Raw genomic sequence first — 23,997 nt, forward strand, 5'->3', positions numbered from 1 at the left:
CTACCGGGCCACCGACGTCGCCGGGAACACCTCCGCCGAGGGCATGGCCTCGTTCACCGTGGTCGCGCCGCCGGTGCAGGACACCACCCCGCCGACCGTCACCGCCGCCGTGACCGGGAACCAGGACGGTAGCGGCCGGTACGTCGGCGCGGCGACCGTGACGGTCACCGCGACCGACAGCCAGTCCGGGGTGCGGTCGATCGAGTACACAGTGGACGGTGGTGCCTGGACCGTCTACACCGCACCGGTCGTCGTCCGCGCGCCGGGCGTGCACGCGGTCAGCTACCGCGCCACCGACCGGGCGTCGAACGTCGCCGCCGCGCAGTCCGTGGCGTTCACCGTCGTCGCGGACGGGACCGACGCCTGCCCCGGCTCCGACGACCGCCCGCACGTCGTCATCGGCGGCGTCGACTCCGGCGTGGCGAACGTCGACACGGGCAACGGGTGCACCATCAACGACCTGATCGCCGAGCACGCCTCCTACCCCGACCACGCTGCCTTCGTCCGGCACGTCGACGCCGTCACCACGCCGCTGGTGACCAGCGGCGTGCTCACCCGCCGGGACCAGGGCGCGATCCTGCGCGCCGCGTCCCGCTCCGCCATCCCCTTCGCTCTCCGAGGAGTGTCCTGATGCGCCGTTCTCTAGTGACGGGTGCCGCACTTTCGCTGGCCGCCACCGCCGTGCTGGTCGGGTCGGCCGCCCAGCAGGCGAACGCCGGGCTGGTGACCTACTGCGTCGGCACCGGCGGCGCGGTGACCGTGCCGAACGACCTGTACGTCCCGGCGGGGGAGTCCTGCTCCCTGGACGGGACCACGATCACCGGTAACGTGCAGGTCGCCGCGGGCGCCGACCTGGTCGTGAACAACGGCACCATCAGCGGCGAGGTCCGCATCGCCGCCGACGGCTACCTGGACGCGACCGGCACCAGCATCGGCGGCCAGGTCGTCCTCGCCGCCGGGGGGTTCGGCGTGTACCTGCGCGACGGCAGCAGCGGCACGGTCACGCTGCGGCCGAAGGGCACCGCCACGATGGAGGGCTTCCTCTTCGTGGAGGGCACCACGGTCACCGGCAACGTCTCCGTCAGCGTCGGCGAGGCCCGCCTCGACCAGCTGACCCAGGTCACCGGCAACGTCAGCAGCAGCGGCGCCTACTACACCGACGTGCACGACTCGTTCATCGACGGCACCCTGTCGGTGCTCAACGCCGCGACCGGCAGCGTCGTGTGCGGCAGTGCCGTGAAGGGCAAGGCCACCTTCGCCGGCAACCTCGGCGGCGTCCAGCTCGGCCCGAACGGCACCCTCGACGGCTGCGCCTCCGGCGGCTACTTCGGCCGCGACGTCAGCATCACCAACACCACCGGCGACGTCTCCCTCGAGGACAACGTCATCAACGGCCAGCTCCAGCTCGGCGGCAACACCCCGGCCGCCCGGGTCGGCGCCGACAACCGCATCCGTGGCGGCGTCACCGGCGAGCAGTCGCTGGCCGCCGCCCGGGCCGCGGCGGCCGCCGCCGACCGGGACTCGGCCGGTGAGCAGCACGCGACCGACCGCCGCGCCGGCGCCGTCGGCGAAGCGGTCGCGGCGGGACCCGCCCGCCTGTAGAAGGTCGTGAGGGGCCGCGGACGCACCGTCCGCGGCCCCGCTCGGCTCACCAGATCTGGAACATCTGCCTGGTGAGGTTGGGAAGGGGGTTGGCCTGGACGAAGCCGGCGCCGCCCCCGGGGTTCCCGGCCTCGACGGCGAGGGCCAGGCCGGAGAAGGCGTTGTTGATGTGCCAGACCGGCAGCACCGCGTCCTGGGTCCGGGTCCACTGCTGGCTCGCCGTGCCGTCGCAGGGCCGCTGCACGACCGGCGTCCCGGCCGTGAGGGAGTTGCCGTTCTCCGTGTCGAGGCACTGCCGGCTGAACCGGTTCTCGACGGTGTACGTGCTGCCGTTGACCAGCTGCCACGTCCACTGCCCGTTCCAGGCCATCTGCGAGTAGGTGGCGGTCACCACCTGCAGGTCGTTGGACGTGTACGGCGACGGCACCGCGGCCACCAGCCCGTTGTAGTAGGCGCTGAGGCGCTCCGGGCTGCCGGGGATCGCGTGCGCCGGTGCCGCGGCCGCCAGCATGCCACCGGCGGCGACCGAGGTGGCGAGCGCCAGCCGCGCGAACCGGCTGACCAGTTTCGAGTGTCGCATTGCAGGACCTCCGTGTCCGTGACGAGTCATGCCGACCACTGTCGGCGGCCGACCTTCGACGAACCTTCGGAGAACCTTCAGCGCGGGCCGACGTGGAAGCTGTGCTCGCCGGGCGGGCTGACGAAGCCGTCCGACCAGTAGGCGAGCGCTTCCGGTGGGATCTCGAAGCGGACCTCGCGGGACTCGCCGGGCCGCAGCGGCACGCGTTCGAAGCCGATCAGGCGGCGCAGCGGCGCGGGGACGGACCAGCCGCGGGGCGTGACGTAGAGCTGCACGACCTCGTCGCCGGCCCGGTCGCCGGTGTTGGTGACCGTGACGGCCGCGGTGGAGCCGTCGACCGTGACCTCGCCGTATTCGAAGGTGGTGTACGACAGGCCGTGGCCGAACGGGTACAGGGGCGCGCCGCGGAAGTACTGGTACGTCCAGCCGGAGCCGATGATGTCGTGGTCGGTCGGGTCGGGCAGGACGGTGTCCGCGCGGTACCAGGTCTGCGGCAGCCGGCCGGCGGGGTTGGTCACGCCGAGCAGGGCGCCGGCGACGGCGGTGCCGAGCTCCTGGCCGGCGTGGGAGGTCCACAGGATCGCCGGGACGTGGTCCTGGGCCCAGTCGATCGCGTACGGGTAGCTGGACACCAGGACGAGGACCGTGTCGGGGCGCGCCGAGGCGACCGCGCGCAGCAGCGCCTCCTGCTCCGGCGGGAGCAGGAGGGTCGAGCGGTCGACGGTCTCGCGGCCGTTGATGTGCGGGTCGTTGCCGAGCACCACGACGACCCGGTCGGCGGCGCGGGCGGCGGCGACGGCCTCGTCGACGCCGGACGTCACCAGTTCCCGGACGAGCCGCACCGCGCCGTCCGCCGTGCCGGCGACCAGGCTCCCGCCGGGTCCTTCGCTGACGTACCGGCGCAGCGCGTTGGACCACAGCAGGAACTCGCCCGGCCCGGCCGGGTGCAGCTCCCACAGCTCCCGGACCACCCAGCCGTCCGGGGTGACGGCGCCGGCGGTGAGCAGCCCGTCGTCGTCGACGGTCACGTACCGCCCGGAGGCCGTGTCCCGCAGCGTGTGCACGGGCACCGGGCACTGCACGCTGACGCCCCAGTCCTGATGGGCGAAGACCGCGCCGGCCCCGTCGGCCAGCCGCAGCGGCCCGCCGGCGTGCACCGCCCGACCGTCCGGTGTGGACAGCCGGACGCGGTCCGCGCCGTCCACGGTGGACGCGGCGCCCAGCGCGTCCGCGACGGTGACCGCGTAGGGGAGGGTGCCGCTGTACCAGTCGGTGAGCACCCGGTCGCCGAGGTGCCCGATGACCGCCACCCGGCCCGGTGACGTCCACGGCAGCGTGCCGGGGGAGTTCTTGAGCAGCACGACCCCCTCGTGCGCGGCGCGGGCGGCGAGCCGGGCGTGCTCGTCGCAGGCGATCACGTCACCGCCGATGCTCCGGTACGGGTCGCGGGAGGGGTCGAACTCGCCGGTGGCGGCGCGCATCCGCAGCAGCCGGCCGACGGCGGCGTCGATGTCCGCCTCCGTGATCAGCCCCTGCTCCAGCGCCGAGGTGAACCGGGCGATCGTCGGCGCCGGGTCGGGCCCGTTGTCGGTGTAGCTGTCCACCCCGGCGCGCAGCGCGGCGGCGTGCGCCGCGGCGTGGTCCTCGAAATGGTGCTCGGTGTCCACGAGGTTCGACGGCGCCTGCGCGTCGGAGCACACCACCAGGTCGGGGGCGACGGCCCGCAGCACCGCGGCCAGCAGCGGGTGGACGTGGTTCGGGATGCCGTTGACCAGGTTGTAGGCGGGCATCACCCCGGCCGCCACGCCGGCGCGCAGCGGGGCGAGGAACCCCGGCAGCTCATACTCGTGCAGCACGCGGGGCGGCACCGCGATGTCGGCGACGTCCCGGTCGGTCTCCACGTTGTACGCGAGGAAGTGCTTGAGGACCGGGGCCGTGCGCCACACGTCGGGGTCGTCGCCGCGCAGCCCGGTGCAGAACGCGACGGCCAGCTCGGCGGTGGCGAACGGGTCCTCGCTGTAGCCCTCCTCGTTGCGGCCCCAGCGCGGGTCGCGCAGCGGGTTGACCACCGGCGCCCACACGTTGAGCGACGCGCGCCCGTCCCGGTGCAACGCGCGGACCTCCGTCGAGGCCGCCTCGCCGACGGCGCGCAGCAGCGCCCGGTCCCAGCTCGCGCCGAGCCCGACGGCCTGCGGGAAGACGGTGGCCCGGCCGAGCCAGGCGACGCCGTGCAGCACCTCGCAGCCGGTATGGAACTCGGCCAGCCCCAGTCGCGGGACGGCCGGCTGCCGCTGGTGCAGCAGCGCGATCTTCTCGGCGATCGTGAGCCGTCGCAGCAGGTCCGGCACGGTCATCTAGGCCCCCACTCCGCGGAAACACCGATGCTGTCGAAGCGCTTCGATGATCGGTGGCACCCGGGCCGCTGTCAAACCTCACGAAACTTTCACACCCGGCGGCACGGTTCACACGGCAATACGACGGTCGCCGTCGATGTCCTTGTCGGGTGTGCGTCGATGCCCTACGGTCTGGCAGTCGAGCGCTGTCGAAGCGCTTCGACAGTTCCCGACGCTTCCGAACACCCCGACACTCCGGAAAGCCTCGATCACCCGAAGGGTGGACCCACCATGCAAAGCGGAGCGACCCCGGGGATGAGCCGGCGCGGCCTGCTCACCTCCATCGCCGTCATCGCCGCCGTGCCGCTCCTGGACGGCTGCGGCAGCCCGAAGGAGAAGACCTCGGGCACCACCGGCGAGGGCGACCTGGCCAAGGCGCTGCCCGCCTACCAGGCCGGCGACCTGGTCAAACCCGACTTCCCGGTCGTCGCCGGTGCCAACGGCGCGTCCACCGACCCGGCGTTCCTGGCCTACCCGGCCAACCCGCCGAAGACCGTCACCGGCCAGGTCGGCAACGGCGGCACGTACGTGACGATGACCCCGCTCTGGGGCGCGATCCCACCCTCCAGCGGCAACGCCTACTACGACACGGTCAACGCCGCGCTCGGCGCGACCCTGAAGCTGCAGCCCGCCGACGGCAACACCTACGCCGACCTGCTGCCGCCGCTCTTCGCCGCCGACAAGCTCCCCGACTGGATCAACGTCCCGAGCTGGACCACCACCAAGCTCAACTTCGGCGAGGCGGTCCGCACGAAGTTCGCCGACCTCACCCCGTACCTCGCCGGGGACAAGATCAAGCAGTACCCGAACCTCGCCGCCCTGTCCACGAACGCGTGGGTCGCCGGGGTGTGGAACGGCAAGCTGTACGGCCTGCCGATCTACTCCTCCAACGCCGTCGTCGCCGGCGCGTACTACTACCGCAAGGACCTCTTCGACAAGGCCGGCGTCTCCGCCGACATCAAGAGCGTCGCCGACCTCGAGGCGGCCGGGAAGGCGCTGACCGACGCGAGCGCCGGGCACTGGGCGTTCGACGACCTGTTCGGCAACGACGCCGCCTACATCTGCCAGCTGTTCGGCTTCCCCGCCACCGGCTACCCGTGGACGGCCGACGCCGGCGGCAAGCTGCGGCACCGGTACGAGACCGAGGGCATCGTCGAGGCGCTCAACTGGCACGCCAAGATGGTAAAGGCCGGCTACCTGCACCCCGACGCCGTCGCCAACAACAGCCAGAACGCCAAGCAGCGCTTCTGGAGCGGGAAGGTCGCCGTCTGCGCCGACGGCACCGGCGCGTGGAACGGCGACGACGCCAAGTCCGGCGCGGCGGCGGACCCGAGCTACAACCGGCAGGCGTTCAAGCTGTTCAGCGCCAAGGGCGACAAGCCCACCATCCCGCTCGGCAACGGCGCGGGCATGTACAGCTACCTGAACAAGAAGCTCAACGACGGCCAGATCAAGGAACTGCTGTCGATCGCCAACTACCTCGCCGCGCCCTATGGCTCGGCGGAGTGGCTGACCGTCAACTTCGGCAGCCCGGCGAAGCACTACACGATGACGGCCGGCAACCCGCTGCTGACCGAGCAGGGCAGCAAGGAGATCGCCACCACCTTCCAGTTCCTGTCCTGCCCCGCGTCGGCGAGTACGGTGCAGTCCGGTGCGGTCCAGGTGACGAAGGACGCCGCCGCGTGGCAGGCCGACATGGTCAAGTACGCGGTGAAGCCGCTGTTCTACGGCATGAACGTCAGCGAACCGGCCCAGTTCGCCGCGCTCGGCCAGCCGATGATCGACACCATCACCGACGTGAAGCTCGGCCGCAAACCGATCTCGGCGTGGACCGACGCGGTCGAGACCTGGCGCAAGCAGGGCGGCGACGACCTGCGCAAGTTCTACGACGGCATCCGCGAGAAGTACGGCACCGGCAAGTGACGACGGGAACACGGCGGGCGGCCGGCGTGGCGGCGCCGCCCGAGCCGCAGGCCAGGCCCCGGCGGTGGCGGATCAAGCTGCGCCGGGACCGGTCCCTGCTGATCATGACGCTGCCCGCGGTCGTGCTGCTCGCCGTGTTCGCCTACGTGCCGATGTTCGGGCTCATCACCGCGTTCCAGAGCTACGACATCTACTCCGGGTTCTGGTACAGCCCGCTCGTCGGGTGGGACAACTTCGAGCGGCTCCTGCAGGACCCGATCTTCTGGCACGCCCTGTCCAACACGCTCGTCATCAGCGCCGTGCAGCTCGTCCTGTACTTCCCGGTGCCGATCGCCCTCGCGCTGGTGTTCAACGAGATCGTCAACGCTCGCGTCCGCTCGTTCGTGCAGTCCGTGGTCTACCTGCCGCACTTCTTCTCCTGGGTCCTCGTCGTCACCGTCTTCCAGGAGATGCTCGGCGGCGCCGGCGCGCTCAACACCATGCTGCGCCGGCACGGCTGGGACACCTGGACCGTCATGACCGACCCCGACGCCTTCAAGTACCTGGTCACCGCGCAGGCGGTGTGGAAGGAGGCCGGCTGGGGCGTCATCGTGTTCCTCGCCGCGCTCGCCGCCATCGACCAGAGCCTCTACGAGGCGGCCGCCGCCGACGGTGCCGGCCGGTGGCGCCGGCTGTGGCACATCACGCTGCCCGGCATGCGCGGCGTCATCGTCCTCATGCTGGTCCTGCGCCTCGGCAACGCGCTCACCGTCGGCTTCGAGCAGATGCTGATCCAGCGCCAGGCCGTCGGCCGCGACGCCTCCGAGGTCCTCGACACGTTCGCCTACTACTACGGCGTCGTCAACAACAACTTCAGCTACGGCGCCGCCGCCGGGCTCTTCAAGGGCGTCCTGTCCCTGATCCTGGTGCTCGCCGCCAACAAGCTCGCACACGCCTTCGGCGAGGACGGACTCTATCGGAAATGACAACCCCCGTCTGGGAAGAGCCGCTCGGTCCGGTGGGCAAGGCCGGCAAGGGGATCACACTGCTGGCCGTGGTGGCCGTGATCCTGGTGCCGCTGTACTCGATCGTGCTCACCAGCTTCTCCACGCAAGCGGCGATCAACCGGGCAGGCGGGCTGGTCACGGTGCCGGGGGAGCTGACCGTGGAGGCGTACCGGCAGATCTTCACCAACCAGCTCGTCACCCACGCGCTGTTCGTCAGCCTCGCGATCACGCTGATCGGCACGGTGCTGTCGATGGTGGTGACGACGCTGTGCGCCTACGGGCTGTCGCGCAGCGGGTCGCTCGGGCACCGCGGGATCCTGCTGTTCCTGGTCGTCACCATGTTCTTCAGCGGCGGGCTCATCCCGTCGTTCCTCGTCGTCACCGCGCTCGGCGGGTACGGCGAGTACTGGACGATGATCCTGCCCGCCGCCGTGTCGGTGTTCAACATCCTGGTGATGCGCGGGTTCTTCAGCAGCACCGCGCCGGAGCTCATCGACGCCGCCCGCATGGACGGCGCGGGGGAGTGGCGCATCCTGTGGTCGGTGGTCCTGCCGACGTCGCGCGCGGTGACCGCCGTCATCACCCTGTTCTACGCCGTCGGCTACTGGAACTCGTTCTTCAACGCGCTGCTCTACCTGCCCGACAACGGCAAGTGGCCGCTGCAGATGATCCTGTACACGTACACGCTGCAGGGCAGCTCGATGCCCGGCGGCGGGGTCACCGGCACCGGCCAGTACGCCGGCCACCAGCAGATCGCGCAGCTGTCGCTGCAGATGGCGGTCGTCACGCTCACCCTCATCCCGATCGTGGTGGCGTACCCGTTCGTGCAGCGGCACTTCACCAAGGGCATGCTCACCGGCGCGATCAAGGGCTGAGCCGGTGCCGGGACTGCGGGATGTGACACGCGGGCGGCTGCTGTACGGCGGCGACTACAACCCCGAGCAGTGGCCGCCGGACGTGTGGGAGCAGGACGTGCGGCTCATGCGGGAGGCGGGCGTCAACCTCGTCACCGTCGGCGTGTTCGCGTGGGCGGCGCTGCAGCCGGCGCCGGACCGCTACACGTTCGGCTGGCTCGACACGGTCCTCGGCCTGCTGCACGAGGCGGGCATCGGGGTCGCGCTCGCCACGCCGACCGCGTCGCCGCCGCCGTGGCTCGGCCACCGGCACCCCGACACGCTGCCACAGGGCCCCGACGGCGTCCGGCGCGTCTACGGCTCCCGCAACCAGTACTGCCCGTGCGCCCCCGAGTACCGCCGGGCCGCGCTGGCGGTGACCGAGGCGATCGCGGCCCGCTACGCGAACCATCCGGCGCTGCGCGTGTGGCACATCGGCAACGAGTACGGCACGACGTGCCACTGCGAGCACTGCGCCGGCCGGTTCCGCGGCTGGCTGCGGCGGCGGCACGGCGACCTCGACGGGCTCAACACGGCCTGGGGCACCGCCGTCTGGTCGCAGCGGTACGGCGACTGGGCCGAGGTGCTGCCGCCGCGGCGGGTCCAGTACGTCATCAACCCGGCGCAGGACCTCGACTACCAGCGCTTCTGCGACGACATGCTGCTCGAGTGCTTCACCGCCGAACGCGACGCCGTCCGCGCCCACAACCCGGCGGTCCCGGTCACGACGAACTTCATGGACTGCTACCGGCACACCGACGGCTGGCGGTGGGCGGCGCAGGAGGACCTCGTGTCCCTGGACACCTATCCGGACCCGAACGACCCGGCGGCGGCGATGCGCGGCGCCATGGCGAAGGACATCGTCCGGTCCCTCGCCGGCGGGCCGTGGCTGCTCGCCGAGCAGTCGCCGGGCGCGGCCAGCTGGCGGCCGGTCGCCACCCCGAAGCGGCCGGGGCTCAACCGGCTGTGGTCGATGCAGGCGGTCGCCCGGGGTGCCGACGGTGTCCTGCACTTCCAGTGGCGCGCCTCCCGGCAGGGCGCGGAGCGGTCGCACGGCGCGATGCTGCCGCACGCCGGACCCGACTCCCGCGTGTTCCGGGAGATCCGCGCGCTCGGCGAGGAGCTGCGTGGACTGTCCGAAGTGGTGGGTGCGCCGGTACCGGCGGACGTCGCGATCGTCCTGGACTGGGACGCGTGGCGGGCCGTCGAGCTGGACCACCGACCGCATGTCGCGTTCGGCTACGTCGACCGGCTCACCGACTACTACGCTCCACTGTGGAGCGACAACGTCACGTGCGACTTCGCGCCAGCCACCGGCGCCCTCGCCGGCTACCGGCTCGTCGTGGTGCCGAACCTGTATCAGGTGAGCGCCGCCGCGGCCGCGAACCTGACCGGTTACGTGCACGGCGGCGGCACGCTCGTCGTCGGCCCGTTCAGCGGCGTCACCGACCCCGACGAGCGGGTCTACACCGGCGGCTGGCCCGGGCCGTGGCAGGACCTGCTCGGCGTGCGCGTCGAGGAGCACTGGCCCCTCGTGGACCCGATCGACGTCGCGTCCGCCGAGCTGGGCGACTTCACCGCGACGATGTGGGCGGAGTGGACGACGGCCCGCGGCGCGGACACGGTCGCCGCCGTCCGCGGCGGGCCCCTCGACGGGCGGCCCGCGGTGCTGCGGCACCGCTTCGGCGCCGGCACCGCCTGGTACGTCGCCACCATCCCCGCGCCGGACGCGACGCGGCGGCTGCTGCGCCGGGTGTGCGCGGCCGCCGGCGTCGCACCGGTGCTGCCGGACCTGCCGCCGGGCGTGGAGGCGGTGCGCCGCGGCGACCTCGTGTTCCTGCTGCACCACGACACCTGCGAGGTCGAGATCCGGCGGTCGTCGTGACCCGGCACCGGATTTCCCTCGACGCGCCCGCCGCGGAGTTCCATGACGGGTTCCCGCTCGGCAACGGACGTCTCGGCGCGATGCTGCACGGACGGCCCGGCAGCGAACGGATCGACCTCAACCACGACACGTTCTGGTCCGGTGGACCGCTTCCGCCGCCGCCGTCGGCGCCTGGGGTGCTGCCGGCGTTGCGCGCGGCGATCGCCGCCGGGGACCACGCGACCGCCGAGGACCTCGCCCGGCGGCTGCAAGGATCGGCGTGGACCCAGTCGTACCAGCCGCTCGGCCGCATCGAGTGGGACTACGCCTCGCCGCTGGACGTCGGCGGCTACCGGCGCGGTCTCGACCTCGCGAACGCCGAGGCCGTCACCGCCTACGCCAGCGCCGGCGACCCGGTGCGGCTGGCGGCGTTCGTCTCGGCCCCCGACGGCGTGCTCGTCGTCTCCGCCGCCGGCCCCGGCACGCTCGCCGCCGCCGTCCTGCCGCGGCTGGACACCCCGCACCCCGTCGCCCGGGGCGTCGTCGACTGCGGTGCCGGGCCGTGCCTGGTGTGGACCGGGCAGGCGCCGTCGCACGTCCTGCCCAACTACGTGGCCGGGGAACCCGCCGTCACCTACGGCGGCGGGATGGGGTTCGCCGTGGTCGCCGCCGTCCGGTGCACCGCCGGCGAGACGCGGCTGATCGTCGCCGCCGCCACCGGGTTCCGCGGCCCGGACGAGTGTCCCGGCACGGACCTCGCCGAGATCGCCGGGGTCGCGCTGTCCACAGTGGCCCGTGCGCTGGCCGTGCCCACACCGGTGCTGCGGGAGCGGCACGTCGCCGACCACCGGTCGTTCTTCGACCGCGCCGACCTCGAGCTGCCCGGCGCCGAGACGTTCTTCCACCTCGGCCGGTACCTGCTGATCGCCGGATCCCGGCCCGGGACGCAGCCGCTGAACCTGCAGGGCATCTGGAACGCCGACGTGCGCCCCGGGTGGAGCAGCAACTGGACCACGAACATCAACGCGCAGATGAACTACTGGGCGGCGGAGCCGACCGGCCTCGCCGACCTGCACTCGCCGCTGCTCGACCTGACCCGCGACCTGGCCGTCGCGGGGACCGCCACCGCCGCCGCGGTCTACGGCGCCCGCGGAGCGGCGGTGCACCACAACACCGACCTGTGGCGCTTCACCGCACCGGTCCCCGGCGAGCCGCAGTGGGCGAACTGGCCGTCGGCGCTGCTGTGGCTGGCCGCACACGTCTGGGACCACGCCGAGTACGGCGGCGACGCGGACCCGCTGCCGGTGCTGCGGGCCGCCGCCCTGTTCACCCTCGACATGCTGGTCCCCGCGGACGGCGGCCTCGTGGTCAGCCCGTCCACGTCACCGGAGCACCAGTTCCTGCCCGCCGACGGCGGGCCCGCCGCCACGTCGTGGGGCTGCGCCCTCGACCAGGAGCTCGCGCGGGAGGTCCTGTCCCGGTACGTCGCGCTCACCGGCGACCCCGAGGCCCGGTCGGCGCTCGCCGCGCTGCGACCCGTCCAGGTCGGCACCGACGGGACGCTGCTGGAATGGTTCGACGACCGCCCGCCGCGCGAGCCCGGGCACCGGCACCTGTCGCACCTCTACGGGCTGTACCCCGGCACCCGCATCACCGAGACCGGGACGCCGGCACACTTCGCGGCCGCCCGGCGCGCGCTGCGCTCGCGGCTCGCGCACGGCACCGGGCACACCGGCTGGAGCCGCGCCTGGGTGCTCTGCCTCGCCGCCCGGCTGCGCGACCCGGCGCTCGCCGTACGGTCGCTCACCGCTCTCGAGCAGGAGCTGTGCTCGGCGTCGTTGCTGACCCTGCACCCCGACGCGGGCCGCCCCAGCGGGTGGATCTTCCAGATCGACGGCAATCTCGGCACCGCCGCCGGCATCGTCGAGCTCCTCGTGCAGAGCCACGCCGGCGCCGTCAGCCTCCTGCCGGCGCTGCCCACGCAGTGGCCCACCGGCCGGATCCGCGGCATCCGCTGCCGCGGCGGGCACCTCGCCGCCCTGTCCTGGTCCGGCGGGCGCGTCGAGACGGCGCGGATCGTCGCCGGCGGGACCGGTCCGCTCACCGTGGAGCTGCCGTCGCCGCTGCCGGTGTACGACGCCGCGAACGCCCCGGTCGCGGTGGAGGCGGTGGCGGGTGCTCCGGCCGGCCGGTGCCGCCTGCGCTGGCCCGCCGTCGCCGGCGCGACCTACCACCTGGCGGGACCGGCGGTGACCTGACGTTCCCGGCCGCCTGCCGCCGGCTTCGACGTGCTCGGCCGTCCCTTGACATTATGCAGGTGAAAACCTGCATAATGGGGTCGTGGACCTGGTCTTCAAGGCCCTGGCCGACCCGACCCGCCGGAGCATGCTCGACAGCCTGCGCCGGCAGGACGGGCAGACGCTCGGCATGCTGTGCGCCGGGCTGACGATGGCGCGCCAGTCGGCCACCCAGCACCTGCAGCTGCTGCAGGACGCCAACCTCGTCACCGTGGTGCGCCGGGGCAGGGAGAAGCTGCACTATCTCAACCCGGTGCCGATCCATGACCTGCAACGGCGGTGGATCGCGGCGTATGAGGTTCCCCGGCTCCGCACCCTGGACGCCGTCAAACACTTCGCGGAGGGACACTCCATGACGACCACCGAGATCCCGGCGTATGTCTACGTCACCTACATCAAGGCGACCGCCGAGCAGGTGTGGCACGCGCTGACCGACGCCGACCTGACCGCCGAGTACTGGGGACACGCCAACGTCTCCGACTGGCAGGAGGGCTCGACCTGGGAGCACGTCCGCACCGACGGTTCCGGCGTCGCCGACGTCACCGGCACCGTCCTGCAGGCCACCCCGCCGACGCGCCTGGTGATGACCTTCGGCGGCGAGTCGACGGTCACCTTCACCGTCGAGCCCAGCCAGGACATCGTCCGGCTCACCGTGACCCACGAGCGGCTCGCCACCCAGGACGACCTGACCGCGATCTCGCAGGGCTGGCCGGCGGTCCTGGCCAACCTCAAGTCGCTGCTGGAGACGGGCCGGCCGCTGCCGCAGGCCCCGTGGGAGATGCCTGCCTGACGCTGATCGTCAGGAACGGGATGGGACAGTCGGCACACGTGCAGTTGGTCAGGCTGTCGCACCGGGCGTCGACGACCTCCGTCAGCGTGGCCCGGATCGACGCGAGGTCGGCGATCCTCGCGTCGATCTCGGCGATCTTGTCGATCGCCCGCTGCCGGAGGTCCGCGCTCGGGTGCCGCCGCCGCCCCGTGTCGAGCAGCGCCGCCACCTCGTCGAGGGTGAAGCCGAGCCGTTGCGCGGCCTTGATGACGGTGAGCAGCGCGACGGTGTCCGGCGGATAGATCCGGTGCCCGCCGTTGCTGCGCACGGGATCGGCGAGCAGCCCGCGCCGCTCGTAGTAGCGCAACGTCTGCACGTTGACGCCCGCCTGCTCGGCGACCTCACCAGTGCGCAATCCGGCCGGCGTCATCGCTGCTCCTCCCCGCGGACCCTTCCCTGCGACGATAAACCTGTACCCAGGTACCGGATGCAAGCCTCAGCGCCGTCGGCGCCATGCGGGAATGTCCGTCCGGGTGAACGCGGTCAATACGACAATCAGGTGCGCGGTTGCAGCCGAATTGATGCAGAGTGCCGCCCGCCGTCCGGTGCATACTGTCGGCTGAGCACGCAAGATTCGTCGACTCGGGTTGGAACATGACCGGACCGGAACGTAGGCCATTGATCGCCGTGGTCGGCAGTGTCGATTCGGCACGGGTGTACGAGGTGCCGTTGCGCGGGGAGCCCGTTGCGATCGAGGCGGCCTGCGCCGAGATCGGCGGGGAGCTGCTGCGCCGGGGATTCGACCTGTTGGTGTTCTCCAGCCGCGAAGGGTATGCGGAGGCGCTGTTCGCGGACGGTTATGTCGCCGCGGCGACGCCCGCGACCCCGGGCCGGATCGTCGCCCGCCCGCCACGGCATCAGCAGTTCGTGCTGAACACGCCCGCGGACACCGCCGTCGAGCTGCAGGTCCTGCAGGACACGAGCAGCGAGTGGGAGGTGTCCTACTACCGTTCGCTGCTGGCCGCCGACGGGGTGATCCTGGTCGGCGGGGGTCGATCCACCAAGATCGCCGGCATCGTCGCCATCTCCCAGGGCGTCCCGGTGCTGCCGCTCGCCGCGTTCGGCGGTGCCGCCGAACAGGTGTGGGTGAACCTCGACCGGGACGGGCACGGGCTCAGCGACGACGACGTCGCGATGCTCGGTGCACCGTGGACCGGCGACTCGAGCGCCCGGATGGTGGCATACCTGCGGCGGGCGATCGAGCTGCGGGCATCGGAGCAGCGGCTCCAGCGGCGCGACGCCGCCCGCCGGGCCCGGGCCGCCGGGACCGGGCTGGCGGTGGCCGGGGTCGCGCTGGTCGCGGCGCTCGGTGCGGTCGCCGTCGTCGGCGGCCCCGGTCCGGCCGGGGCGCGGGCGCTCGGGCTGCTACTCGCCGCGCCGATGCTGGCCGCGGTCGCCGGAGCGGTCATCCGGGACTCTTTCGCGGCGGTGCCACGCTGGGGGCGGGCCGCGATTCTCGGGCTCGGCGCCGGGGTCGTCTCCGTGCTGCTCTACGTCGCCTCGCAGCTGCTCACCGTCCCGGCCCTGATGGACGATCTGGACGCCAGGCGGCTGTTGTTCTTCGTGATCCCGCTGGGTTTCGCCGCCGGATTCACCTTCGATCTCGTCTACCATCGCATCCGCACCGGGCAGGATCCGGCGGCGGGAATCGCGCCGTTTCCGGACCGGCCCGCGCCGTGAAGCGTTGTCCATCGGGCCGGTTCAGCGGCGTCGGACACTGGACAACGGACGCGTAATCCCTCGAACGGACTACAAACTTCGTATGGTGCTGGTCGTTCTCATTGAGTATGGTGCGCGCCGGCCGATTGGCGTTATCGTGAGAGGCTGCTAACGGTTTGACTGACGGGCAGCGGGATTCAGGGGGTGTCCGGTGCCGGATCCAGCGCCGCACATGATCGTGCGTCACGCTGGCCGTGACCTTGCCGTCGACACCACCGGCGACAGCGCCGGGCAACCGATCCTGCTGATGCACGGCACGCCCGGCAGCCGCACCGGCCCGAAGCCGCGTTCGATCGTGCTCTATCGCATGGGCATCCGGCTGATCACCTATGACAGACCCGGCTATGGCGGCTCGGACCGGAACAAGGGACGCACGGTCTTCGACGCCGCCGAGGACGTCGAGGCGATCGCCGACGCGTTGCGGCTGGACCGGTTCGCCGTCGTCGGCCGCTCCGGCGGGGGGCCGCACGCCCTGGCCTGTGCCGCCTCGGACTCCCTCGCCCACCGGATCACCCGGGTCGGCGTGCAGGTCACCCTGGCCCCGCCCAACTCGGCCGGCCTGGACTGGTATCAGGGCATGGCCGCGTCCAACCTGGAGGAGCACTCCTTCGACCCGGAGGCCCTGACCGCCACGCTCGTCGAGCGGGCCGACAACACCCGAAACAACCCGCAGAGCCTGCTCGACCATCTGGCCGACGACCTCACCCCGGCGGACCGGAAGGTCGTCGACGACGTCGCCATCGGCAACCAGCTCCGGGCGAGCTACGCCGAAGGGGTCCGGCCCGGCGCCTTCGGCTGGATCGACGACGACCTGGCATTCCGCGTGCCGTGGGGCTTCGACCCGTCGTCCATCAAACGGCCGGTCCGGCTGTGGCACGGTGCCGACGACGTGTTCTCCCCGGCGTCGCACGCGAGCTGGCTGGCGAAGCAGATGCCGGATGCGGAGGCATTGGTGCAGGCCGATGCGGGGCATTTCAGCGCGGTGGAGACCCTGCCGGCGATGCTGCGCTGGCTCGCCTCACCGGAGACAATCGACGTCGGCTGAAATCAGCGGTTTTGTCAGGTGACATTACGGCACGTGGTGCTTATGCTACACAGAACGACCGGCGTGGATAGAAGTAATGCGTATCGATGCCTAGCGCCGGCGCCCTGGGGGGACCACATGCAGCTTGCCGAAACCGAGCCGACCACGCGGGCCGGCGACGCGCCGGAGGACGTCGAGGCCCTCGCCGGCCTCCGGAACACGCCACTGTCGCGGGTCGATCCCGACCACGTCAAAGTCGTCGCGAGCCGGGTCAAGGAGCTCCACCGGCGGCGGGCGGCGGTCGCCGTCGCGAAGTTCAACTCCGGCGCATAGGGACTGTGTCGAAGTGGATGCCTCGGTCTGACGCGATCACCGAGTATGTGCTCAAGGTGCACAGCCGGTGCGATCTTCGATGCGACCACTGCTACGTCTACGTCCACCGCGACCAGACCTGGATCGGCCGGCCGAAGGCCATTGAGGCGCGGGTCGCACACCTGGCCGCGGAACGCATTGCCGAGCACGCGCGCGCCCACCGGCTGCACCGGGTGCGGATCGTGCTGCACGGCGGCGAGCCGCTGCTGCTCGGGCCGCGCCGGCTGGACCAGCTGCTGACCGATCTGCGCGACACGGTCCGCCCGGCGGCGGAGCTCGACCTCGTGATGCAGTCCAACGGGGTGCTGCTGACCGAGGCGCTGTGCCGGATCTTCGTCCGCCACGGAGTGCGGGTCGGCATCTCGCTCGACGGCGACGTGGAGGCGAACGACCGTCACCGCCGCTTCGGCTCCGGTGCGAGCAGCCACGCCGCGGTGCTGCGTGCGCTGGAACTGTTGCGCCGCAGTGAGTTCCGCGCGGCGTACGGCGGGATCCTGTGCACCGTGGATGTGGCCAACGACCCCATCCGGGTGTACGAGGCGCTGCTCGCCGAACGGCCACCCCGCATCGACTTCCTGCTTCCGCACGGCACGTGGGACGACCCGCCGGCCGAGATCGCGTCCACAATGGATGGCCGGGCGACCCCCTACGCGGACTGGCTGCTGACCGTCTACCGCCGGTGGCTGGCCGACGGCCGGCCGGTCCCGGTCCGGCTGTTCGACTCGCTGCGCTCCGCGGCGGTCGGCGGACCGAGCCAGACCGAGTCCGTCGGCCTGGACCCCGTCAGCCTCGTCGTCATCGAGACCGACGGCGCGTGGGAGCAGGTCGACTCGATGAAGACCGCGTTCCACGGCGCGGCGGGCACCGGCATGACCGTGTGGACGCACTCACTGGACGAGGTCGCGGCGCACCCCGACATCGCCGCGCGTCGCGACGGCGCCGAGGAGCTGTGCGCGGCCTGCCGGGCCTGCCCGGTCGTCGGCGAGTGCGGCGGCGGGTTGCGCGCCCACCGCTATCGCACGGGCAGCGGGTTCGACAACCCGTCCGTGTACTGCGCCGACCTGAAGGAGCTGATCCTGTCCATGCGACGGCAGCCGGACGTCAGCGCGGGAACCGCCGTCATGGGACCGGGGGCGCAGCTCGACGCCCTGCTGGACGACCTGGCCGGCGGGCCCGGCTCGGCGTGGGCCGTCCGGCAGCTGATGAACGCGCGGCTGGCGTTCGCGCGGGCGGTCCTGATCGACGTGCTGGGCGGCCTGCCGCTACCGGCGCCGCTCGCCGAGGCGTGGAGACTGCTCAACGACCTGGACGAGACGGCGCCGGACGCGGTCGCGGAGGTGCTGCGGCATCCGTGGCTGCGGCGCTGGGCGCTGTCGTGCCTGCCGGACGCCGTCCCGGCCGCCACCCCGGACCACCTGGCGGCGCTGGCGGGTGCCGCCGCGGTCCGCGCCGGGGCGACCGCACAGCTGTGGCTGCCGGTGCGTGACGGCCTGGTGCACCTGCCCGGCCTGGGCAGCGCCGTGACCGGGCCGGCGCCGGCCGGCGCCACGGTTACGGTCACCCCGGCCGGCTTCACCGTGGCGGCGACCGGCTTGCCGCCGGTCGTGGTGGCCCGGCACGCGGGACAGAGCGACGCGGTGCCCGGCTGGTTGCCGGTCCGGCGCGCCGGACCCGATGACTGGCCGGTGCTGCTGGACGACCTGGATCCTCACCGGGACTGCCAGGGCTGGCCGGTCACGGACCGGCTCGACGCCGCGGCGGCGGCCGCGTGGGACACCCGGCTCCGTGCCGCCTGGGCCACGCTCGGCAGCGAGGCGCCCGAATACCTGCCGGCGGTGCGTGGGGCCGTGCAGACCGTGGTGCCGTTGCGGGACGCCCCGCACGGCGATCAGCGCAGCGCGACCCACCGGGATGCGTTCGCCGCCGTCGGGCTCGGCGCGGCCGGCGCCGAGCAGACCGCGGAGCTGCTGGTGCACGAGATGCAGCACGTGAAGCTCGGTGCGCTGCTGGACCTCTGCGACCTGTTCGAGCCCGACAACCTCACTGAGGTCCGCGTGCCGTGGCGGCCGGACCCCCGGCCGTTGGAGGGCGCGTTGCACGGGCTGTACGCCCATCTCGCCGTCGCGGACCTGTGGCGCCGCCGACCTGGCGCCGACGCGGCGGGCCACTACCGCCGGTATCGTGACTGGGTCGCGGCGGGCGCCGACACCCTGACCGCCACCAAGGCGTTGACCCGGGAGGGCGAGCGATTCGTCGCCGGGATGCGCGCGACGATGGACGGATGGCGGTCCCCGACGCCGTGAGGGTTCGCCTGGACGGGCCGCCGGTCATCGACCGAAGCGGGATGGCAGGGCGTGGATCGCTGTGCTTCTCTGGACGCAGGAGCGAGTGACAGGTGTCGGAGCCACAGACTGACAGGAGCGACTTTGTGCCCGAGGTCGAGCCGGACCCGGATGCGAGCGGACCCCCACCGCCGCTGCATACGGGCGCACTCCCGCCGGACCCGGATCCGGGCGCGCCTCCGGCGGACCCGTTCGAGCCGGACCTGGATGCGAGCGCCCCGCTGTTCTTCCTTTCGTACGCCAGGGCGACCCGGCTCAACGAAGGCCCGATCAAGCAGCACGACCCGAACCTGCGGGTGAAGCGGCTGTTCACCGACCTGTCCTACGAGGTCAACAACCTGGTCTACCGCGGACCCGGCGCTGACCCGGGATTCATGGACCAGGCCATGGGCGGTGGCGAGCAGTGGCAGCCCGAGCTGCTGAGGGCCGTCGGCACCTGCCAGGTGTTCGTCGCGCTGCTGTCTCCGGCGTACATGCGCAGCGCGTACTGCGCGGTGGAGTGGAACGCGTTCATCGAACGACCGGTCCGCCGGCGGAACCCCGCGCTGCACGAGACGTCCATCATCCCGGTCGTGTGGACCCCGTCGCGGTCGGGCACGATCCCGTCGGCGGTGAACAAGATCCAGCGGTTCGCGCCCAGGCGGTTGCCGAACGACGACCTCGCGCACCAGTACACCGAGGACGGCCTCCACGGGCTGCTCGCCCTCGGTGTCGAGGGCACCGACGGCATCATCCTTCGCCTTGCCCAGCACATCGTGGACGTCGCCTGGAACAACCGGGTCGAGCGGCGGGTCCTGCAGGACAGCAAGCGCATCTCCCGGAGCTTCAGGTAAGGAGGGGCTGTGCATCCCACGTATCAGTCCGGGCAGACGTACTTCTTCCTCAGTTACGCCCACCTGTCCCCGCTGGAGGGCCCGACCGCCGAGCCGGACCTGGAGGTGCAGAAGTTCTTCGGCGACCTCTCCGGGGAGCTGCGCCCGCTGGTCGGCATCGACGACGAGCGGCCGGTCGGCTTCCTGGACACCGAGCTGCCCCCGGGCACGGACTGGAACGAGGCCCGCACGCTGGCACTCAGCGCGACGCACGTGTTCGTCCCGCTGTACTCCGCCACGTACTTCCGTAACGCCTGGACGCTGAGCGAGCTGGAGTCGTTCCGGGCAAGGCTCAAGGCGTCGCCGTCGACCGGCAAGCCGCGGCACATCCAGCCGGTGCTGTGGGATCCGCTGCCGCCGTGGGAGCAGCGGCGGGAGATCGCGAAGGCGATCGCGGTCGCCCCGGACGTGGAGGCGTACCAGAAGGACGGGCTGCGGGCTCTGTCGCGGTTCTCGATGTACCGCAACGAGTACCGCGGGGTCCTGCGACGCATCGCCGCGGAGATCGCCGACATCGCCACCCACCACCCGTTGAGTCCGTCGCCGGCGCCGTCGCCGACCCCTGAGCCGATCGACCGGGACGAGGCGCAGTTCGTCGTCGTGGTCGCCGCCCCCGTGCGGGACGAGCTCGCGGCCGGTGGCGACCCGGGGGACTACACCGACGACGCGACCCAGTGGCGACCCTTCCACGACGCCGACGCGCTCACCGCCGCGGAGTACGTCGCGTCGTCCGCCGAACGGCTGAATCTCGCCACGTACGTCACCGACATCCCGCGGGTCGGCAACCTGCTGGAGACCCGCCCGGCGGTCCTGCTCATCGACCCGTGGTTCGTCGACGGCGGCGGGCACGACCGGGACCTGGCCGGTGTGCTGCAAGGGCTGCCGTCGTGGGCGATCCCGGTGATCGCCTTCGACGCCTCGGACCACCGCACCGCGCCGCGGGGCCGGGAGCTCGCCGCACGGGTGGAAGATATGATCGCGGGGCTGGGCCGTCCCGCGGCCAAGCAGCTCCCGGGACTGACCGAGTTCGTGTCCAGCCTGCCGAGGCTCATCAGCGAGGCGCGGCGGCAGTATCTGAAGAACGCACCGATCTCCTCCCCCCAGCCTGTCCGGTCACCGCGCCTGCGCCTGACCGCGGGTGACCCGTCGTCCGACCCCACCTTCTGAGAGCGTGTCGATGAGCATGGATCGCAACGGCCAGGTGATCACCTTCTACTCGTTCAAGGGCGGCACCGGCCGGACCATGGCGCTCGCCAACGTCGCTTGGATCCTCGCCGAGCGGGGCATGCGGGTGCTGGTCGCCGACTGGGACCTCGAGTCGCCGGGCCTGCACCGCTTCTTCAACCCGTTCGTGGACGCCGCCGCCGTGCGCCAGAACGCCGGGGTCATCGACATGATCCGCGAGTTCGAGAACCAGCCGATCAACGCACCGCAGCCGCGGCAGCTGCCGGCCGGATGGGAGGAGCACTTCGCCAACACGCAGCGCTTCGCGTTTCCGATCCAGTACGACTTCGCCGAGGGCGGCAGCATCGACTTCCTGTCCGCGGGCCGGCAGAACCGGGACTACAAGTCGACCGTCGGCGCGCTGGACTGGGACGTCTTCTACGACAACCTCGACGGCACGAAACTCTTCGACGCCCTGCGGGCCGACATGAAGCGCAACTACGACTACACGCTGATCGACAGCCGGACCGGGCTCAGCGACGTCGCCGACATCTGCACGATCCACCTGCCCGACGTGCTGGTCGACTGCTTCACCTACAGCGAGCAGGGCATCGACGGCGCCGCGACGGTCGGGCAGCAGGTCAGCAAGCAGTACGAGAACCGCCGGATCCGGGTCCTGCCGGTGCCGATGCGGGTCGACATCGCCGAGAAGGACAAGGCGGAGGCCGGACGGTCCCACGCGATGCTGCGCTTCGCCGGGCTGCCCAGCGGGCTCACCGAGGCGGAGCGGGACCGGTACTGGTTCGACGTGGAAGTGCCGTACCACGCCTGGTACGCCTACGAGGAGACGCTCGCGACCTTCGGCGACCAGAGCGGGGCGAAGTCGTCGCTGCTGACCGCGTACGAGCACATCGCGGCCGCGGTCACCGCCGGCAAGGTCACCTCCATGCCGAAGCTCGACGACGCGCTCCGGGTCCAGTGGCGCGACCGGTTCCAGCGCAAGCGGGTGGTGCGCACCGCGGAGATCATGCTGTGCTTCACCCCGCGGGACGAGGTGTGGCACGAGTGGATGGAACGGCTGCTCGCCGCGACCGGTGTCTCCGTGCTGGACCAGGCGGAGCGGCCGGGCCGCAAGTCGCGCTCCCTGGTGATCGTCTCGGCGTCCTTTGTGGACTCGGGCACCACGGTGCCGGAGGGCTCCCTGGCCGTCTACATCGACGAAACCACGCCGCTGCCCGCGTTCGCCGCCGACGCGTCGGTGTTCCTCGCCGGGCTGCCGGCCAAGGACGCCATCGAGAAGGTCGCGGGCCTGCTCGGCCGCCCGGCCCCGGACGTCGGCTCCAACCCGGACAGCATCGCCGGCCGCTACCCCGGCCGCGGGCCCGACGTGACCAACGCGCCGGTGGCCAACGTCCAGTTCACCGGCCGTGCCATCACCCTGAGCGCGTTGCGTGCCGCGCTGCGCCAGGCCCGCCCGGGTGCGCCGTCGATCGCGGTGCTGCAGGGCCTCGGCGGGGTCGGCAAGACGCAGGTCGCGCTGGAGTACGTGCACCGCTTCGGTGCCGCCTACGACCTCGTCTACTGGGTCAACGCCGACCCCAAGGTGCTCATCGACAGCGCCTTCGCGGACCTCGGCGAGCGGATGGGCCTGCCCCGCCAGCAGAACGTGCCGCTGAGCTACCGGGCCGTGAAGGACGCGTTGAGCCGCACCGTCGACTACGGCCGGTGGCTGATCGTCTTCGACAACGTCGAGGAGTTCGCCGACATCGAGGAGTTCCTGCCTTCCGGCGGGCACGGGCACGTCATCGTCACCACCCGCAACCAGACGTGGGGCAGCGAGAGCGCCGTGACGATCCCCGTGGACGTGTTCACCCGCGCGGAGAGCATCGCCCATCTGCGCCGCCGGGTGCAGGGGATCTCCGACGAGGACGCGAACCAGATCGCGACCCTGCTCGGTGACCTGCCCATCGCCCTCGCCGTCGGTGGTGCGCAGCTCGCCACCAGCGGCACCACCCCCGCGGAGTACCGCGCCCAGATCGCGGCCGGGGAGACCGAGGACGCGATCAACGCGGTGTGGGAGGTGTCGCTCAACCAGCTGCAGGAGGAGTCGCCCGGCGCCTACCGGCTGCTGGAGATCTGCTCCGTGCTCGCCCCCGACATCGCCCTCGACCTGCTCAACAACAGCGCGATGGTCGAGCTGCTGCGCCGCACCGACCCGACCCTGCTGCGCCGCTCGAGCGCGGCGAAGCTCATCCAGCAGCTCAACCGGCTGGCCCTGTTGAAGCTGGACAACAGCTCCCGCCGCATCCAGGTGCACCGCATCCTGCAGAACGTGGTGCGGGCCCGGATGCCGATCGAGCGGATCGAGTCGACGCAGCAGGACGTGCTGCGGGTGTTCGTCGCCTCGCCGCCCCAGGAAGACGTGGACAACGCGTCCACCTGGGACTGGTACAGGATGCTGTTGGCCGCACCTGGAGGTCGAGGGCGGACCCGAGCCACGGTCCCGGTCGCTGTTCGAAATGGCGCTCGCCTCCGACGACGCGGCAGTGCTGGAGCTGATGGTCGACCGCATCCGCTACATCTGGGTCCGTGGCTCCAGCGGGCAGGCGGACGGGCTGGCGCGACGGATCACCACGGCGTGGCGGGACCGGCTGGCCGCCACGGACGACCCGGCCGAGCAGGAGCTCATTCTCGTGCCGCTGCTGCGGGCGCAGTTCAACCACGCCAACGCGCTGCGTGAGCTCGGCCGGGTCCAGGAGGCGCTCGCGCTGGACACCGAGACGCTGGAGCAGCAGACCGAGGTGCTCGGCGAGTCCGCGCCCGACACGCTGATGACGGCCGGCGGCCTCGCCGGTGACCTGCGCGCACTGGGCAGCTACGGGCAGCATCGCGGACCTGACCGAGCAGGTGCTCGGCGACGGGCATCCCGACGCGCTGCGGGCCCGGGCCAACGTCTCGCTGATGGAGTCCGCCGAGGTCCCGCGCGTCGCCGACCCGCAGGTGCTCGCCGACCTCGCCGGCGCTCTGGGTGAAGCGCACCCGGCGGTGAGAGCGTTGCAGGAGGGCCGGTTCCTGCACCGCGTCCTGGACCCGCACCCGATCTAGGAGAGGGGTGCGGGACGATGTTCCGGCCCGCC

18 protein-coding genes and 2 pseudogenes are annotated in these 23,997 nt (G+C 72.0%); 17 read left to right on the forward strand and 3 right to left on the reverse strand.

The genetic code is table 11. The features are described 5' to 3' along the window. A pseudogene (locus tag ACZ6TV_RS08455) lies at nucleotides 1–346 on the forward strand (OmpL47-type beta-barrel domain-containing protein); the annotation flags it as partial. A 284-nt stretch (nucleotides 347–630) separates the two neighbouring features. Further along, a complete protein-coding gene (locus tag ACZ6TV_RS08460; RefSeq protein ID WP_465296514.1) occupies nucleotides 631–1,602 on the forward strand; it encodes a hypothetical protein in 972 nt (323 codons plus the stop codon). A 46-nt stretch (nucleotides 1,603–1,648) separates the two neighbouring features. Here ACZ6TV_RS08460 and ACZ6TV_RS08465 read toward each other — a convergent pair whose 3' ends face one another. Beyond that, entirely contained in the window at nucleotides 1,649–2,182 is a 534-nt protein-coding gene (locus ACZ6TV_RS08465) for an RICIN domain-containing protein (protein WP_465296515.1), read from the reverse strand. 77 nt (nucleotides 2,183–2,259) lie between these two features. Continuing rightward, a complete protein-coding gene (locus tag ACZ6TV_RS08470; RefSeq protein ID WP_465296516.1) occupies nucleotides 2,260–4,536 on the reverse strand; it encodes a glycoside hydrolase family 3 C-terminal domain-containing protein in 2,277 nt (758 codons plus the stop codon). Between the two features lie 270 nt (nucleotides 4,537–4,806). On the opposite strand from ACZ6TV_RS08470, the gene ACZ6TV_RS08475 reads away from it, so the two are divergent. The 6 genes from ACZ6TV_RS08475 to ACZ6TV_RS08500 all read left to right on the forward strand — a co-directional run bounded on the left by ACZ6TV_RS08475 (nucleotide 4,807) and on the right by ACZ6TV_RS08500 (nucleotide 13,328). Continuing rightward, complete coding sequence (locus tag ACZ6TV_RS08475; protein WP_465296517.1) at nucleotides 4,807–6,498, forward strand: type 2 periplasmic-binding domain-containing protein; 1,692 nt, start codon at nucleotides 4,807–4,809, stop codon at nucleotides 6,496–6,498. Then, complete coding sequence (locus ACZ6TV_RS08480; RefSeq protein WP_465296518.1) at nucleotides 6,495–7,463, forward strand: ABC transporter permease; 969 nt, start codon at nucleotides 6,495–6,497, stop codon at nucleotides 7,461–7,463. Before ACZ6TV_RS08475 ends, ACZ6TV_RS08480 begins: the two co-directional genes overlap by 4 nt. Continuing rightward, nucleotides 7,460–8,359 carry a carbohydrate ABC transporter permease gene (locus tag ACZ6TV_RS08485; RefSeq protein ID WP_465296519.1) on the forward strand — a complete coding sequence of 300 codons (900 nt, stop codon included), beginning with the start codon at nucleotides 7,460–7,462 and terminating at the stop codon, nucleotides 8,357–8,359. Before ACZ6TV_RS08480 ends, ACZ6TV_RS08485 begins: the two co-directional genes overlap by 4 nt. Before the next feature lie 22 nt (nucleotides 8,360–8,381). Beyond that, entirely contained in the window at nucleotides 8,382–10,262 is a 1,881-nt protein-coding gene (locus tag ACZ6TV_RS08490) for a beta-galactosidase (protein WP_465296520.1), read from the forward strand. Continuing rightward, complete coding sequence (locus ACZ6TV_RS08495) at nucleotides 10,259–12,499, forward strand: glycoside hydrolase family 95 protein (RefSeq protein WP_465296521.1); 2,241 nt, start codon at nucleotides 10,259–10,261, stop codon at nucleotides 12,497–12,499. The genes ACZ6TV_RS08490 and ACZ6TV_RS08495 overlap by 4 nt, the downstream gene beginning before the upstream one ends. A gap of 82 nt (nucleotides 12,500–12,581) precedes the next feature. Next, nucleotides 12,582–13,328, forward strand: a complete 747-nt coding sequence (locus tag ACZ6TV_RS08500; RefSeq protein ID WP_465296522.1) for an ArsR/SmtB family transcription factor — start codon at nucleotides 12,582–12,584, stop codon at nucleotides 13,326–13,328. On the opposite strand, the gene ACZ6TV_RS08505 is transcribed toward ACZ6TV_RS08500, so the two are convergent. Further along, entirely contained in the window at nucleotides 13,267–13,737 is a 471-nt protein-coding gene (locus ACZ6TV_RS08505) for a MerR family transcriptional regulator (protein WP_465296523.1), read from the reverse strand. The genes ACZ6TV_RS08500 and ACZ6TV_RS08505 overlap by 62 nt on opposite strands. 248 nt (nucleotides 13,738–13,985) lie before the next feature. Here ACZ6TV_RS08505 and ACZ6TV_RS08510 point away from each other — a divergent pair, with 248 nt between their 5' ends. The 9 genes and pseudogenes from ACZ6TV_RS08510 (at nucleotide 13,986) to ACZ6TV_RS08550 (ending at nucleotide 23,965) form a co-directional block, all read left to right on the forward strand. Continuing rightward, on the forward strand, nucleotides 13,986–15,047 hold the full coding sequence (locus tag ACZ6TV_RS08510; protein ID WP_465296524.1) for a hypothetical protein: 1,062 nt from the start codon (nucleotides 13,986–13,988) through the stop codon (nucleotides 15,045–15,047). Between the two features lie 211 nt (nucleotides 15,048–15,258). After that, a complete protein-coding gene (locus ACZ6TV_RS08515; RefSeq protein WP_465296525.1) occupies nucleotides 15,259–16,131 on the forward strand; it encodes an alpha/beta fold hydrolase in 873 nt (290 codons plus the stop codon). Between the two features lie 117 nt (nucleotides 16,132–16,248). Then, nucleotides 16,249–16,443, forward strand: coding sequence for a hypothetical protein (locus ACZ6TV_RS08520; protein ID WP_465296526.1), 195 nt, complete (start codon nucleotides 16,249–16,251; stop codon nucleotides 16,441–16,443). 17 nt (nucleotides 16,444–16,460) lie between these two features. Continuing rightward, the gene (locus ACZ6TV_RS08525; RefSeq protein WP_465296527.1) at nucleotides 16,461–18,785 is read left to right on the forward strand and encodes an FxsB family cyclophane-forming radical SAM/SPASM peptide maturase; all 2,325 of its coding nucleotides are present in this window, start codon (nucleotides 16,461–16,463) and stop codon (nucleotides 18,783–18,785) included. Between the two features lie 125 nt (nucleotides 18,786–18,910). Beyond that, the gene (locus ACZ6TV_RS08530; protein ID WP_465296528.1) at nucleotides 18,911–19,657 is read left to right on the forward strand and encodes a TIR-like protein FxsC; all 747 of its coding nucleotides are present in this window, start codon (nucleotides 18,911–18,913) and stop codon (nucleotides 19,655–19,657) included. A 9-nt stretch (nucleotides 19,658–19,666) separates the two neighbouring features. Beyond that, complete coding sequence (locus ACZ6TV_RS08535) at nucleotides 19,667–20,863, forward strand: TIR-like protein FxsC (RefSeq protein ID WP_465296529.1); 1,197 nt, start codon at nucleotides 19,667–19,669, stop codon at nucleotides 20,861–20,863. A gap of 10 nt (nucleotides 20,864–20,873) precedes the next feature. Then, nucleotides 20,874–23,600, forward strand: a complete 2,727-nt coding sequence (gene fxsT, locus ACZ6TV_RS08540; RefSeq protein ID WP_465296530.1) for an FxSxx-COOH system tetratricopeptide repeat protein — start codon at nucleotides 20,874–20,876, stop codon at nucleotides 23,598–23,600. Then, a pseudogene (locus ACZ6TV_RS08545) lies at nucleotides 23,554–23,679 on the forward strand (hypothetical protein); the annotation flags it as partial. The gene fxsT and the pseudogene ACZ6TV_RS08545, both read left to right, overlap by 47 nt. Nucleotides 23,680–23,713: 34 nt before the next feature. Then, a complete protein-coding gene (locus tag ACZ6TV_RS08550) occupies nucleotides 23,714–23,965 on the forward strand; it encodes a hypothetical protein (protein WP_465296596.1) in 252 nt (83 codons plus the stop codon). The last annotated feature ends 32 nt before the right edge of the window (nucleotides 23,966–23,997 follow it).

The sequence above is a fragment of the Dactylosporangium sp. NPDC051087 genome (genome assembly GCF_055586325.1).

What these genes read in the sequence shown, in the direction of transcription:
- ACZ6TV_RS08460 (WP_465296514.1), top strand. Translation starts at nt 631, where the DNA reads ATGCGCCGTTCTCTAGTGACGGGTGCCGCACTTTCGCTGGCCGCCACC.
- ACZ6TV_RS08465 (WP_465296515.1), bottom strand. Translation starts at nt 2,182, where the DNA reads ATGCGACACTCGAAACTGGTCAGCCGGTTCGCGCGGCTGGCGCTCGCC.
- ACZ6TV_RS08470 (WP_465296516.1), bottom strand. Translation starts at nt 4,536, where the DNA reads ATGACCGTGCCGGACCTGCTGCGACGGCTCACGATCGCCGAGAAGATC.
- ACZ6TV_RS08475 (WP_465296517.1), top strand. Translation starts at nt 4,807, where the DNA reads ATGCAAAGCGGAGCGACCCCGGGGATGAGCCGGCGCGGCCTGCTCACC.
- ACZ6TV_RS08485 (WP_465296519.1), top strand. Translation starts at nt 7,460, where the DNA reads ATGACAACCCCCGTCTGGGAAGAGCCGCTCGGTCCGGTGGGCAAGGCC.
- ACZ6TV_RS08505 (WP_465296523.1), bottom strand. Translation starts at nt 13,737, where the DNA reads ATGACGCCGGCCGGATTGCGCACTGGTGAGGTCGCCGAGCAGGCGGGC.
- ACZ6TV_RS08515 (WP_465296525.1), top strand. Translation starts at nt 15,259, where the DNA reads ATGATCGTGCGTCACGCTGGCCGTGACCTTGCCGTCGACACCACCGGC.
- ACZ6TV_RS08520 (WP_465296526.1), top strand. Translation starts at nt 16,249, where the DNA reads ATGCAGCTTGCCGAAACCGAGCCGACCACGCGGGCCGGCGACGCGCCG.
- ACZ6TV_RS08525 (WP_465296527.1), top strand. Translation starts at nt 16,461, where the DNA reads ATGCCTCGGTCTGACGCGATCACCGAGTATGTGCTCAAGGTGCACAGC.
- fxsT (WP_465296530.1), top strand. Translation starts at nt 20,874, where the DNA reads ATGAGCATGGATCGCAACGGCCAGGTGATCACCTTCTACTCGTTCAAG.